The 13,354-nt window shown below is 68.8% G+C and carries 10 protein-coding genes, 1 tRNA gene and 1 pseudogene; 8 read left to right on the forward strand and 4 right to left on the reverse strand.

From position 1 onward, the window contains the following. The first annotated feature begins 81 nt into the window (after window positions 1–81). From purB to OVA30_RS25890, 5 genes and pseudogenes are all read left to right on the forward strand, one after another. Complete coding sequence (purB, locus tag OVA30_RS25870) at window positions 82–1,389, forward strand: adenylosuccinate lyase (RefSeq protein ID WP_268177435.1); 1,308 nt, start codon at window positions 82–84, stop codon at window positions 1,387–1,389. 57 nt (window positions 1,390–1,446) lie between these two features. Further along, on the forward strand, window positions 1,447–2,304 hold the full coding sequence (locus tag OVA30_RS25875; RefSeq protein ID WP_056463048.1) for a D-amino-acid transaminase: 858 nt from the start codon (window positions 1,447–1,449) through the stop codon (window positions 2,302–2,304). Between the two features lie 72 nt (window positions 2,305–2,376). Further along, the gene (locus OVA30_RS25880; protein WP_003602992.1) at window positions 2,377–2,694 is read left to right on the forward strand and encodes a hypothetical protein; all 318 of its coding nucleotides are present in this window, start codon (window positions 2,377–2,379) and stop codon (window positions 2,692–2,694) included. A 187-nt stretch (window positions 2,695–2,881) separates the two neighbouring features. Further along, window positions 2,882–4,174, forward strand: a complete 1,293-nt coding sequence (locus OVA30_RS25885) for an adenylosuccinate synthase (protein WP_041357436.1) — start codon at window positions 2,882–2,884, stop codon at window positions 4,172–4,174. Window positions 4,175–4,215: 41 nt separating this feature from the next. Continuing rightward, window positions 4,216–5,696, forward strand: a pseudogene (locus OVA30_RS25890) (histidine kinase). 155 nt (window positions 5,697–5,851) lie between these two features. Here the strand turns inward: OVA30_RS25890 and rpoH are convergent. Continuing rightward, window positions 5,852–6,745: an RNA polymerase sigma factor RpoH gene (gene rpoH / locus OVA30_RS25895; protein ID WP_003602986.1), complete on the reverse strand. Its 894-nt coding sequence runs from the start codon at window positions 6,743–6,745 to the stop codon at window positions 5,852–5,854. Window positions 6,746–7,009: 264 nt separating this feature from the next. Next, window positions 7,010–9,016: a putative bifunctional diguanylate cyclase/phosphodiesterase gene (locus OVA30_RS25900; protein ID WP_268177437.1), complete on the reverse strand. Its 2,007-nt coding sequence runs from the start codon at window positions 9,014–9,016 to the stop codon at window positions 7,010–7,012. Window positions 9,017–9,504: 488 nt separating this feature from the next. On the opposite strand from OVA30_RS25900, the gene OVA30_RS25905 reads away from it, so the two are divergent. After that, on the forward strand, window positions 9,505–9,717 hold the full coding sequence (locus OVA30_RS25905; RefSeq protein ID WP_268177438.1) for a hypothetical protein: 213 nt from the start codon (window positions 9,505–9,507) through the stop codon (window positions 9,715–9,717). A 36-nt stretch (window positions 9,718–9,753) separates the two neighbouring features. Here OVA30_RS25905 and OVA30_RS25910 read toward each other — a convergent pair whose 3' ends face one another. Both OVA30_RS25910 and OVA30_RS25915 read right to left on the reverse strand, forming a co-directional pair. Continuing rightward, complete coding sequence (locus tag OVA30_RS25910) at window positions 9,754–10,203, reverse strand: GNAT family N-acetyltransferase (RefSeq protein ID WP_003602980.1); 450 nt, start codon at window positions 10,201–10,203, stop codon at window positions 9,754–9,756. A gap of 210 nt (window positions 10,204–10,413) precedes the next feature. Next, window positions 10,414–11,406, reverse strand: coding sequence for an RluA family pseudouridine synthase (locus OVA30_RS25915; RefSeq protein WP_268177541.1), 993 nt, complete (start codon window positions 11,404–11,406; stop codon window positions 10,414–10,416). A gap of 104 nt (window positions 11,407–11,510) precedes the next feature. On the opposite strand from OVA30_RS25915, the gene OVA30_RS25920 reads away from it, so the two are divergent. Further along, window positions 11,511–11,586: transfer RNA gene (locus OVA30_RS25920), tRNA-Glu, on the forward strand. A gap of 307 nt (window positions 11,587–11,893) precedes the next feature. Then, window positions 11,894–12,928, forward strand: coding sequence for a ribosome small subunit-dependent GTPase A (gene rsgA, locus OVA30_RS25925; protein ID WP_268177439.1), 1,035 nt, complete (start codon window positions 11,894–11,896; stop codon window positions 12,926–12,928). Window positions 12,929–13,354 lie beyond the last annotated feature (426 nt).

Consider the following 13,354-nt stretch of genomic DNA (forward strand, 5'->3'; position numbering starts at 1 on the left):
ACGCGTTGAGGCGCTGGGCCGCGCCGTGCTACGCGCGGAGCGATTTCACGAGATCGCGACACGTCCGAGGCACTGAAAACGATGATCCCCCGCTACTCCCGTCCCGAGATGACCGCAATCTGGTCGCCGGAGAGCCGGTTCCGGATCTGGTTCGAGATCGAGGCCCACGCCACGACGGCTCTGGCCAATATCGGCGTCGTGCCGAAGGAGGCCGCTGAGAAGGTGTGGGAGAAGGGCCGCGATGCGGTCTTCGACGTCGCGCGCATCGACGCGATCGAGGCGGTGACGAAGCACGACGTCATCGCCTTCCTCACGCATCTGGCCGAGATCGTCGGGCCGGAGGCGCGCTTCGTCCACCAGGGCATGACCTCTTCGGACGTGCTCGACACCTGCCTCAACGTGCAGCTCACCAAGGCCGCCGACATCCTGATCAAGGATCTCGACGCGCTGCTCGCCGCGCTGAAGCGGCGCGCCTTCGAGCACAAGCTCACCCCCACCATCGGCCGCTCGCACGGCATTCATGCCGAGCCCGTCACCTTCGGCCTCAAGCTCGCCCAGGCCTATGCCGAGTTCGCGAGAGCGAAGGACCGGCTCGTCGCCGCCCGCAAAGAGGTCGCGACCTGCGCGATCTCGGGGGCGGTCGGCACCTTCGCCAACATCGACCCGCGGGTGGAGGAATACGTCGCCGAGCAGATGGGGCTCGCACCGGAGCCGGTCTCGACCCAAGTGATCCCGCGCGACCGCCACGCGATGTTCTTCGCCGTGCTCGGCGTGATCGCCAGCTCCATGGAGCGGCTCGCGACGGAAGTGCGCCACCTGCAGCGCACGGAAGTGCTGGAGGCGGAAGAGTTCTTCTCGGAGGGGCAGAAGGGCTCCTCGGCGATGCCGCACAAGCGCAACCCGGTTCTCACCGAGAACATCACCGGGCTCGCCCGCATGGTGCGCGGCTACGTGACCCCGGCCCTGGAGAACGTCGCGCTCTGGCACGAGCGGGACATCTCGCATTCCTCGGTCGAGCGCATGATCGGCCCGGACGCCACGGTGACCCTCGACTTCGCGCTCGCCAGGCTCACCGGCGTGATCGACAAGCTGCTGATCTACCCCGAGCAGATGCAGAAGAACCTCGACCGGCTCGGCGGCCTCGTCCACTCGCAGCGGGTGCTGCTGGCGCTGACGCAGGGCGGCGTCTCGCGGGAGGACGCCTACCGGCTGGTCCAGCGCAACGCGATGCCGGTCTGGCGCGGCGAGGGCGATTTCCTCACGCTGCTCAAGGCCGATCCCGAGGTGACCGCCGTGCTGAAGCCGGAGCAGATCGAAGAGTGCTTCGACCTCGGCTACCACCTCAAGCACGTCGACACGATTTTTTCGCGGGTGTTCGGCGAAGCCTGATCCGTTCTGCACGGAACCTGCTTCGCGCTCGCTGTCGACGAACGATCGAGTAAAGCCATGAGCCGCACCGCCTACCTGAACGGCGAATTCCTGCCCCTGGACGAAGCCCGCGTGCCGGTGATGGACCGCGGCTTCCTGTTCGCCGACGGGATCTACGAGGTCGCCGCCGTGCTGCACGGCCGCCTCGTGGACAATGCCGGGCATCTCGCCCGGCTCGACCGCTCGCTCGCCGAGATCGGCATCCGCAATCCTCATACGGCCGAGGAATGGGAGCGGCTGGAAACGGACCTCGTCGCGAAGAACGGCGTGCGCGAGGGTCTCGTCTATATCCAGGTGACGCGGGGCGTGGCCGAGCGCGACTTCTCGTTTCCGAAGGGGGACGTGGCCCCGACCGTGCTGATGTTCACGCAGGAGAAATCCATCGTGAACAACCCGATGGCCGAGACCGGCGCGCGGGCGATCACCGTGCCGGACCTGCGCTGGAAGCGGCGGGACATCAAGTCGGTGGCGCTTCTGGCCCAGGTTCTCGCCAAGCAGCAGGCCTCGGAGGCCGGCGTCGCCGAGGCTTTCATGGTCGAGGACGGCGTCGTGACGGAGGGCTCGTCCTCCACCGTCTTCATCGTCACCAAGGGGGGCGCCCTGGTGACGCGTCCGCTCTCCCATGCGGTCCTGCCCGGCATCACCCGCAAGGCGGTGCTGGCGCTGGCGGACGAGACCGGCCTCAGCTTCGAGGAGCGGCTCATCAACGCTCGCGAGCTGCCCGAGGCGGCGGAAGCCTTCTACACCTCGGCCTCGGCCTTCGTGATGCCGGTGGTGGAAATCGACGGCAAACCCCTCGGCGACGGGCGGCCCGGCCCGGTGGCGCGGCGCCTGCGCGAGCTGTATTTCGCCTTCGCCGAGCGGTCCGAAGCTTAAGCCGGGCTTGGCCTGAGCAGGAACGCGAAGGCGCGCGTGCCCGTTGGTTCCCGAAGGACCATCGAGGACGCAATGACCTTATCCAAGAATGCGGTACGCGCTGCCGCCCTGTTCGCTGCGCTCGCGAGCGGCGCGGCCTTCGCCCAGGACCCGTCGGTGCCGCTGCGCGGACAGGACAGCGACCCGAAGCTGCCCGCCCCCCAGGAGCAGGTGCCGGAACGGGTCAGGCCCGAAAGCGGCAATTCCGGCGCCACGCTGAGCGAGAAGCTCGAGAAATCTGACGGCGTGATCAAGCCGCCCGCCGGCGTCGATCCCGAGATCAGGACGATCGCGCCCGAGCCGACGCCGAACTCCACCCCCGTGATCAAGCCGCCGGGCAACGCCAAATAATCCGAGACCACACATCAGCCATGCGGAGCGGTCCCCAGTGCTAACGGGCCGCTTCGCTTGACCTGCTTGCCCAGATCGCCGAAGACGCGCCCGGTATGCCCGATCCCCGACCTGATGGCCGGGGTTTTCGCGCGTGGCGCAACCGCTTGGCGCCCGCGCCCGCGAGTTCGAGACAGGTCAGACGCGCATGGCGAACGTCGTCGTCGTAGGCGCCCAGTGGGGCGACGAGGGCAAGGGCAAGATCGTCGATTGGCTCTCGGAGCAGGCCGACGTCGTCGTCCGCTTCCAGGGCGGTCACAATGCCGGCCACACGCTCGTGGTCGGCGAGGCGGTCTACAAGCTGTCCCTGCTGCCCTCCGGCGTGGTCCGCCCGAACACGCTCGGCGTGATCGGCAACGGCGTGGTGCTCGACCCCTATGCGCTCGCCTCCGAGATCGACCGGCTCGCCGGCCAGGGCGTGACGGTGAGCCGCGAAAACCTTCGCGTGGCCGATAACGCCACCCTGATCCTCTCGCTCCACCGCGAACTCGATGCGCTTCGCGAGGACGGGGCGCCGGGCACCAAGATCGGCACGACCAAGCGCGGCATCGGCCCGGCCTACGAGGACAAGGTCGGCCGCCGGGCGATCCGGTTGATGGATCTGGCCGAGCCCGAGACCCTGCCGCCGAAGATCGAGCGGCTGCTCGCCCACCACAACGCCCTGCGCCGCGGCTTCGGCCTCGAGGAAATCTCCGAGCAGACGATCCTCGATGAGCTGACGGGGATCGCCGAGCGGGTGCTGCCGTATCAGGACACCGTCTGGCGCCTGCTCGACGACGCGCGCCGGGGCGGCAAGCGCATCCTGTTCGAGGGCGCGCAGGGCGCGCTGCTCGACGTCGATCACGGCACCTACCCGTTCGTCACCTCCTCCAACACGGTGGCGGGACAGGCGGCGACCGGTTCGGGCCTCGGCCCGCGCGCCATCGGCTACGTGCTCGGCATCGCCAAGGCCTACACCACCCGCGTCGGCGAGGGCCCGTTCCCGACCGAGCTGCACGATGAAATCGGCCAGCGCATCGGCGAGCGCGGCCACGAATTCGGCACCGTCACCGGCCGCAAGCGCCGCTGCGGCTGGTTCGACGCCTGCCTCGTGCGCCAGACCGTGAAGACCTCGGGGATCGACGGCATCGCGCTGACCAAGCTCGATGTGCTCGACGGCTTCGAGGAGATTCGGGTCTGCACCGCGTACGACATCGACGGCCAGCGCTTCGACCATCTCCCCGCGAGCCAGGCGGCGCAGCAGCGCGCCGTTCCGGTCTACGAGACGATCCCCGGCTGGAGCGGCACCACCGCGGGCGCCCGCTCCTGGGCCGACCTGCCGGCGCAGGCGATCAAATATGTGCGCCGGATCGAGGAGCTGATCGGCGCGCCGGTGGCGCTGCTCTCCACCTCGCCGGAGCGCGACGACACCATCCTCATGCACAACCCCTTCGAGGATTAAAGTCCCGGAACGACGGGGAGAGACAGGCAGATCCGGGCACGATGGCCGACTATTATCCGTTGCTGGCACGCGCGCTCGACGCCCTGCCCGACCGTTCCCCGGCCCTGCGCCGGGCCGTCTACGACCGTGCACGCAGCGCGCTGATCGCGCAGCTCCGCTCGCTCGACCCGCCGGTGCCGGAAGCGGACATCGACCTCGAACGCAAAGCGCTCGACACGGCGATCGGCCGCTTGGAGGCGGAATACGAGGCGCCGCCACCCGCGGCCGTGACGATGCCGGCCGAGGAGCCTGCGGCCGCCGCTCCGGAGGCGCCCCCTCCCCCCCGCCCGAACCGACACGGCCCGAGCCGCTCTCGCCCGGCCCGCTGCCGCCGACGCTGCCGGAGCCGGAGCCGCCGCAGACGTCCGATGAGCCGCTGGTTCTGCCGCCAGCTTCTGTGCCGGCCGGAATCGGATCGGACACCGGATCGGCCGAGCCCAAGCCGCCGGCCGAGACGGTGCCGTTCATGCCGCCGACCCGCCGGCCGAAAGCCGACGAGGCCGTGAAGCCTGAGCCGGAAAACGAGAGCGGCTTCATCCCACCGATTGCCGAGCCTGAGCCGGCCTCCGTCGCGTCCGAGACCGAGGCCAGCGCCGATTCGGCCTCGCCTGAGACGAACGGTGCCGGCGAGGCGGGCAACGGCCGCCAGCGCCCGCGCATCGACGTAGTGACGCCGCCCGAGGGGCGTTCGCGCTTGCTGCGCAACCTGTTCGTCGGCGGCGTGCTCGCGGCGGTGATCGCGCTGATCGCGGTGGCGGCCTTCTTCCTGCGTGACCAGCCCTCCGATCTCCAGCAGAGCGCGGCCGAGCAGGAGACGCCGGCCGAGCAGCCGGACGCGAAGTTCTCGGATCGGGTCGGAGCCGAGCGCAACGAGGCCGAGGCCCGGCCGAAGCCGGCCGCTCCCGGCGCCGCTCCGGCCCAGCCGGAGGTGACCGTCTCGCAGCGGGCGATCCTCTACGAGGAGAACCAGAGCGACACGCGCGCCCAGCCGATCGCGACCAACGGCCATACGGTCTGGCGGCTGGAAGCGGTGAACGGCGAACAGGGCGAGCCGTTGCAGACGGCACTCCGCGTCAACGTGGAGTTCCCGGAGGCGGGGCTGACGCTGGCGATGACCATGCGCAAGAATCTGGATGCGACGCTGCCCGCGTCTCACACCGTCGAACTCGCCTTCACCAACAACGCGGATGCCGGTGTCCAGCGCGCGGTGCAGAATATCGGCCTGCTCCAGCTCAAGGACGAGGAAGCCTCCCGCGGCTCCCCGGTCTCGGGCCTGCCGGTGCGGGTGCGCGAGAACCTGTTCCTGATCGGTCTGTCGTCGCTGAAGAGCGACGTGGACCGCAACACCGAGCTGTTGCTGCACAAGAACTGGTTCGATCTGGCCCTGACCTACGCGAACGGCCAGCGGGCGGTTATCAGCTTCGAAAAAGGCAGCGCCGGCGCCCAGGCTCTGCAGAGCGCCTTCGCGCAGTGGCGCGACTAAGGATGGTCTGACCGTGCATCACCCCGACAGGCGCCACCCGCCTTTCGGGATGATGCGTTGGGGCGTCGACGGCCGCTCACACGAAAAACCCGGCCACCATTGGGGGCCGGGTTTTTTCATTCTCGGATGGGCGCGTGCGGACGACGCCGTGCGGCCTACGAGACCCGCGCCTCGGTCCGGGGCAGCTCGCGAGTCGCGAGGTTGCGCTTGACCGCCTCCTGCACCTTCTCGAAGGCCCGCACCTCGATCTGACGGACGCGCTCGCGCGAGACGCCGAACTCGCCCGAGAGATCCTCCAGGGTGATCGGGTCGTCGGCCAACCGCCGCGCCTCGAAGATGCGCCGCTCGCGCGGGTTCAGCACGCCGAGCGCGTCGCGCAGGGCCGAGAGGCGGTTGCGCCCCTCTTCCTCACGGGCGAGCACGGTCTCCTGGCTCGGGCTGTTGTCCACCAGCCAGTCCTGCCACTCGCCCTCGCCCTCCTCGCGCAGGGGCGCGTTGAGCGAGGTGTCGCCGGACAGGCGGCGGTTCATGTCGATCACGTCCTGCGCGGGCACGCCGAGCGAGGTGGCGATGTGCTGGACCTGATCGGGGCGCAGATCGCCTTCGTCGAGCGCCGAGATGCGGCCCTTCGCCTTGCGCAGGTTGAAGAACAGCTTCTTCTGGTTGGCGGTGGTGCCCATCTTCACGAGGGACCATGAGCGCAGGATGTATTCCTGGATCGCCGCCTTGATCCACCACATCGCGTAGGTGGCCAGCCGGAAGCCCTTGTCCGGATCGAAGCGCTTCACGGCCTGCATCAGGCCGACATTGCCCTCGGACACCACTTCGCTGATCGGCAGGCCGTAGCCGCGATAGCCCATGGCGATCTTGGCCACGAGACGCAGGTGCGAGGTCACGAGGCGGTGCGCAGCTTCGCGGTCACCATCGTCGCGCCAACTCTTGGCAAGGGTAAACTCTTCCGCCGGCTCCAGCATCGGGAACTTGCGGATCTCATCGAGGTAGCGCGAAAGGCCTCCCTCATTGGCGAGCACGGGCAGAGCGCCGGCCATGTGCACCTCCTTAAACAGCCCCCCTGTCGGGCGGGCTCCAAGCGAATGGCCGCTCTCTTGAGCCGACCACGCCGCTCCCCATCTTAATGGAAATCCGCCATGCCCGGTAGCGACCAACGCTGTTCACGCAGGGTCCAACGCGCGAACCGGAGTCCGGGTTTAACGTGTCATGGGCGCACGGGGGTCGCAGTGCCGAAACGCACCTTTCTTAGCCCCCTCTCGACGCTTCGCGTGAACCGGTTCGGTCGGCGTCGATAGGGCGCCTCACGCCTCGCGCAGGCGAAGCGCCTGAACATCCGGGCGGGGGCGCGCATCGAGGAAGCGCAGGATGTCGTCCCGCGGCTGCGGGCGGCCGAGATGGTAGCCCTGCATGAAGGGGCAGCCCATGGCCTGAAGCGTGGCGAGATCGTCCGCCGTCTCGATGCCCTCGGCCACGACTTCGAGACCGAGCGCCCGGCCGAGACCGAGCACCGCTTGGACGAGGCCGCGCTTGTCCTCGGCCTCCGACAAACCGGTCACGAGACTGCGGTCGATCTTGACCCGGTCGGCCCGCAACTGGCGCACCGAGGCCAGGGACGAGTAGCCGGTCCCGAAATCATCGAGCGCCATCCGGATGCCGGCCCGCGACAGCGCCAGCAGCTTGCCCTGTACCGCCTCGATGTCGAGCGCCGTCTCCTCGGTGATCTCGATCTCCAGGGCCGTCGCCGGCAGACCGAGCACCCGAAGCCGCCCGAGCACGATCTCATCGACTGCGATCTGCGCCATCTCCCGCGGTGAGACGTTCATCGCCACCGAGAGGTCGTGCAGTCCCCGCGTCCGCAGCGCGCAGAGCATCGCGCAGACCTGCTCCAGGATGAAGCGCAGCAGCGATTCCGTCAGACCCGCCATGGCGGCGGCTGAGATCAGGTCGGCGGGCGGCACCCAGCCATGCACCGGGTGGTGCCAGCGCACCAGCGCCTCCAAATTGGTCACGCTGCGACCGTCCGGGCCGAAGATCGGCTGGAACCACACCTCCAGCTCTCCCTCGGCCAGGGCCTGCGAGAGGTCGCGCTCGCAGTCGCGCCGCATCTCCAGGCGCGTGCTGAGTCCGTCGTCGAACAGGCGGAAGTGATTGCGGCCCGAATGCTTGGCGGCATAGAGCGCCTCGTCGGCGCAACTCAGCAGATGTGTCAGGCTGTCCGACGGACGGTGACAGATGCCGATGCTCATGCCCAGCCGACCCGTATCGAAGCTCTCGAACGGTTGGGCCACGGTCCGGATCAGGCGCTCCGCGAGGGCGGCCGGGCTCTCGATCACCCGGGCAGTGTCGTAGACGAGGGCGAACTCGTCTCCCCCGAGACGCGCGGCATCGCAATCCACCGGCACGGCGACGCGGATGCGGCGGGCGACCTCGGCGAGAACGCGGTCCCCGGTGGAGTGGCCGTAGACGTCGTTGACCGACTTGAAGCCGTCGAGGTCGAGCAGCATCAGGCAGACCGATGCCCCCGCCGCCAGTTGCTCCTCCGCCCGCTGGATGAAGCCCGCGCGGTTCAGGAGGCCGGTCAGCCCGTCATGCGTCGCGCGCTCGCGCATTTCCTCCGCCAGGGCGCTCGCGCTGGCATGGGCGGCCTTGCGCGCCTCGGCGAGCGCGGTCGCCTCGTTCTTCAGGCGGCTGGTCTCCCGGAATCCCCGCTCGGTCGCGATCGAGCTGCGGATCAGGGCGGCCAGGTACAGCAGCACGGTGGCCGCGAGGCAGGTCTGGTCGAAACCGCCGACGGCGAGCAGGCATCCCGCGACCGAGACGAGCGGCGGCGTGATGAAGCAGATCGGGATCCGCGCATAGGCGATGCCGTGGGTCACCGCGCCGGCCGTGATCCCGCAGGTGACCGTGAGATAGAACAGCGTCTGCGCCGAGGTGTAGCCGTCGCACAGGAGCGGCAGGAGGGCCCAGACAGAGCCGGAGAGGAGCGCGGCGAGGCAGGCCAGCCACAGGTGCCGGTCGATCGAGCGGGCCGCGGCCTCTTCGGAGATCGGAGCCCGGCCGGGGGACATCGCCAGCCCCGCACAGGGCGCGCGGCACAACCCAAAGCGCAAGCCGTTGAAGGCGGTGGAGGCGGAAAACCAGAGGGCACCGAGGGCGCCGTGCCCGGAATGCAGGGCGACCAGGAAGCCGGCCAAACCGAGAAGCACGTTGACGGGCAGAGCCTGCTGCACGCTGGCGCGCACCGCCTCGAGCTGATCGCGGCGGATCAACCTGTCGAGATGCGGCTCGGTGCTCGGACGTGAGCGCATAAGGACGAGTCCGGGTCGGACGCTTCGGAAATGAAGCACACTGCCTTTACCCGCAAAGACGTAACAGATGGTTGAGAAGAGCTTCATCGTCCGGCGACCCGTCGAGATGACGAGCCGGTGACGTCATGCATGACCTTACCCTCCGCTCGTCTGGAATGGTCTTTTGACAAGAGGCAGAGCGATCAAGAGATGACCGAGGTCGCCGCGCTTGAATGCTTGGCGTCTCCGCCACGCTGGAAGCTGCGGCGATCGATCGGCATGCTGACCGGATCGGCGACAGTGAAGTCCTTCACAAAGCGCGCGCTGCGCCGCCTTGTTTGGAAGCGAAAGGATCGGTGATCGGGCGTCTTGCGTGGCACTCTCAGGCGTGAGGAGGTTCCGGTCGCGCGATGCCACCTTCGGTCGCGTCCCAACCGCGATCCGGAACGCTACTTGTGCGGGTGTCCGGCGCCCCGCGCGCCGAGCTCATCCCGCTCGCAAAGGTCGTCATGCGCGTTCTCCATTCGATCGGTCGGGCCTGCGGCAACGGCCTGCGCTTCAGCGTCGGCGGTTTGATCGCCGCGCTCGATGGCCTGACGCTCCTCGTCGGACGCGCCTCGGACCGCTTCGACGCCCACTGGGCGCAACGGACGCCACAGTTCCGGTCGCGCCGCCGGCATGACGGCCCGCAGCCGCTCGATCTGCCCTTCCTCCACCTGTAAGCCGCGTCCCGGTGCCCGACCCGTAGGGGCCGCCCGTCACCCCTTCTTGCGCAAGGGGCGCACGAAGCAGCCGGCGCTCGGCACGAAGCCGGTGGCACCGCAGAATTCCGGCAGGCCGGTCTCCTCCGTGGCGGCAAGAAGCTGAATCGTGCCGCAGCCCGCCATCCGCGCTGCTTGCGAGGCGGCCTTCAGCAACTGGCGGCCGACGCCGCGGCGGCGTCCGTCCGGGGCGACGAGCAGCATCGTGATCTGCGCCACCGGCGAGGCCTGCTCGAGCACCGGATACCAGTGCAGCACCACGATCCCGCTCGGCGGCCCCCATTCGAGGGCGAGCAGCGCCGTGCCGTGGCCATACCGGAGCACCTCGAGCTGCTCAGCCAGGACGTGCGAGGGCACGGGATGGCCTGAGGCGCTCAACAGCTCCGCAAGCCCCGCCGCATCGGCCGGCAGCGCCGAGCGGATCTCCAGCCCGTATCGGCTTCCCAACAGCACCTCCGCCCGATGTCGTTTTCAACCCGCGCCACGGCATCCGAGCGCGACCTGCACGCCTCCATGGGCCCGATGGCACGGGTGTTTCACGGCGGCGGGCCGGGAGGCAAGGCGTCGTGCTTTCCGGATCCGCGCATGGTGCCGCGGATGTGGTTCAGTGGCGCCGTCCCCCCTGCCGGCGCGGCGCCCTGAAGGCAGCGGGTCGTCTCAGCCGAGGGCGGCGAGCAGCCGCGAAAAATCCTCCGGCAGCGGGCTCTCGAAGCGCAGGCGCTCGCCGGAGCGCGGGTGGAGAAATCCGAGTTCGACCGCGTGCAAGGCCTGCCGTCCGAGAGCGTCCAGGGCGGCGCGAGCGGGCTCGCTGAGCCGGGCCGCCTTGGTCTTGAAGGCGCCGCCATAGACCGCGTCCCCCAGCAGCGGATGGCCGCGATGGCTCAGATGCACCCGGATCTGGTGGGTGCGCCCGGTTTCCAAATGGCAGCGCAGCAGGGCCGTAACGCCGCCTTCCCCGTGCACGTCCTCGACCCGGTAGTGGGTGATCGCCTCCCGCCCCTCGCCGTCGCGGACCACGGCGATCTTTTCGCGATTGTGGCGCGAGCGCGCGAGGTTCGCGCGGATCGTGCCGGCCCGCGGCTCCGGCACATTCCAGACCAGGGCGAGATAGGCCCGCTCCAGGGCGCCGCTGCGGCCATGGTCGGCGAACTGGGCCGAGAGGCCCTGATGGGCGAGGTCGTTCTTGGCGACGACGAGCAGGCCGCTCGTGTCCTTGTCGAGGCGGTGGACGATGCCGGGCCGGCGCACGCCGCCGATTCCGGACAGGCTCGCCCCGCAATGCGCGATCAGCCGATTGACGAGGGTGCCGTCCTCGTGCCCCGCCGCCGGGTGCACGACGAGCCCCGCCGGCTTGTCGATGACGATGAGATCCTCGTCCTCATGGACGACGGCGAGCGGCAAAGCCTCGCCGAGCGGCTCGGCGGGAAGCGGCGCCGGAACGCTGAGATCGATCCGGCTGCCAGCCGCGACCTTGCGCGCGGGATCGCGCACCACGATCCCGTCGCAGCGCACGAGGCCCTCGCGCATCAAGCCCTGGAGCCGGGCACGGGAGAGATCGTCGAAGACGCGGGCAAGGACGCGGTCGAGCCGCTCGGGAACGGTTCCCTCGTCGAGCACGAGGCAGCGCGCCTCGTCCGCGCCGGGGTTCATGGAAAGCACCGTGGAGGACACCGTGAGGATTCTCGTCATTTCGCCCCGGAAAGCGCTTGCGGGGTCCGGGATGCCTCGCTATACGAACCCCCGTCGGCCCGGAAGCTCCCATCGTCTAGCGGTCTAGGACGTCGCCCTCTCACGGCGAAAACAGGGGTTCGATTCCCCTTGGGAGCGCCACCGGCCTTCGATCTCGTTGCCAAAATCGTTGCTGCAGTGTTCGGCAATGAGCGACGACAATCTCGCACTCTCCCCATAATAGCCTGATGGTCGCCCGGTTGAACCGGTGACGATGCGCCCGCTTTCTGTTCGAGGAAAAGCTGCGGCCGGACGAAAATTCTGTGCACCGGAAGCGTGTCGCGATTGGCGTTGACCCGGGAGCGGTTCAGCCTTGTCCCAAGTCCAACCTGTCGCGGCTACCTGATTCCATCGCACGCGGAGAGCGCACCCCATTACGGGGCGCTGGTCACAAGACCGATGCCATGTCATGTGCAGGCCGGTGACCCATCATCCTGAACCTCTTTCACCCGCGCCGCCTGCGAGCCTGGGTTGGCTCGCCTTCTTCGAGGAGCAGCGTGAACCGCACGAGTCGGATCTCGCTCCCGTGCGGATCGCCACGGTTCATCGCTCACGCCTGACCGCCCTGTCGGAGACGGGACCGGTCCAGCTGGAACTTCCGGTTCATACCAATACCGGCGATTTCGCCGTGGGCGATTGGGTGCTGGTTCATCCCCAGACCCGGATGCTCCACCGCCGTCTGAACCGTCGGACGGTCCTGGAGCGGCGCGTCGAAGGCAGCCGAGCCCTGCAGCCCGCCGCAGCCAATGTCGATACGCTGTTCATCGTCACCTCCTGCAATGCCGATTTCAATCAGGCCCGATTGGAGCGCTATCTGGCGCTGGCCAATCAGGGCGGCACGAATCCGGTGATCTTGCTCACCAAAGCCGACATGGCGGCCGATGTCGGCGTCTATCGCGACCAAGCCGTTGCATTGCAGCGCGGGCTCGATGTCGTCAGCGTCAATCCCCGCCTTCCGACGGCTGCAAGCACCCTGGCCGCGTGGTGTGGGGTGGGACAAACCGTAGCGCTGGTCGGCTCTTCCGGTGTCGGCAAATCAACGCTGGTGAACACGCTCGCCGGTCCGGGACAGGCGCTTCCCCAGGAGACCGGAGGCATTCGCGAGCACGATGCCAAGGGCCGTCACACCACGACGTCGCGCTCACTGCACGCCATTGCGGGGGGCGGCTGGGTGATCGACACGCCGGGGATGCGGACGCTGCACGTCAGCGGCGCCGCGGAAGGGATCGCAACCCTGTTCGCCGAGATCACCGAACTCGCACCCTCGTGCCGGTTCCGCGACTGCACGCATGCGCACGAACCCGGCTGCGCCGTACAGGCCGCCGTCGCCGACGGCCGGCTCGACCCTGAGCGGCTGATCCGTTGGCGCAAGCTTCTCACCGAAAACCGCGACAACACGCCAACCCCCACGGGACCGCGCGGCCGGCGGGGTGCCGGGGGGTAGAACCTCTGCCGAAGCCAAAGCCAGCGAGATCGCCGGACTTCCCGCGATCACTCATCAGGATCGAAAGGTCGGTCTGGATGGCTCTCGAGCCAGCGAGGCGAAGCGCCGGCGGTCGAGCCGTCCGCATTCAAGGGTCGCGAAGACGCCCTCGGCCCTAGCGCTGTCGGAGTCCGAGCCTGCGGCGTGCTGGGGTCAGCCCGCTGGGCAGGCTGAGCGCGCCCGGTCCGCGATTCTGAATCCTGATCTCCGAATGCGAAGCCCCCTCCCCTGCCAGCGGTGGCGTGGTGCCGAGCGATCCGCTTGCGTTCGGCGGGGACGATCACACTAGCGGGTCGCTGTGTCTGCGAGCGGCTAGCGCAGCCAATGCCCCAAACGACAGAAAGCCCGCGGGCATGGTAGCCAGCGGGCTTCGGGTCGTCTGGGTGC

Origin of the sequence: Methylorubrum sp. SL192, from assembly GCF_026672325.1 — a bacterium.
Classification (GTDB): Bacteria; Pseudomonadota; Alphaproteobacteria; order Rhizobiales; family Beijerinckiaceae; genus Methylobacterium; species Methylobacterium extorquens.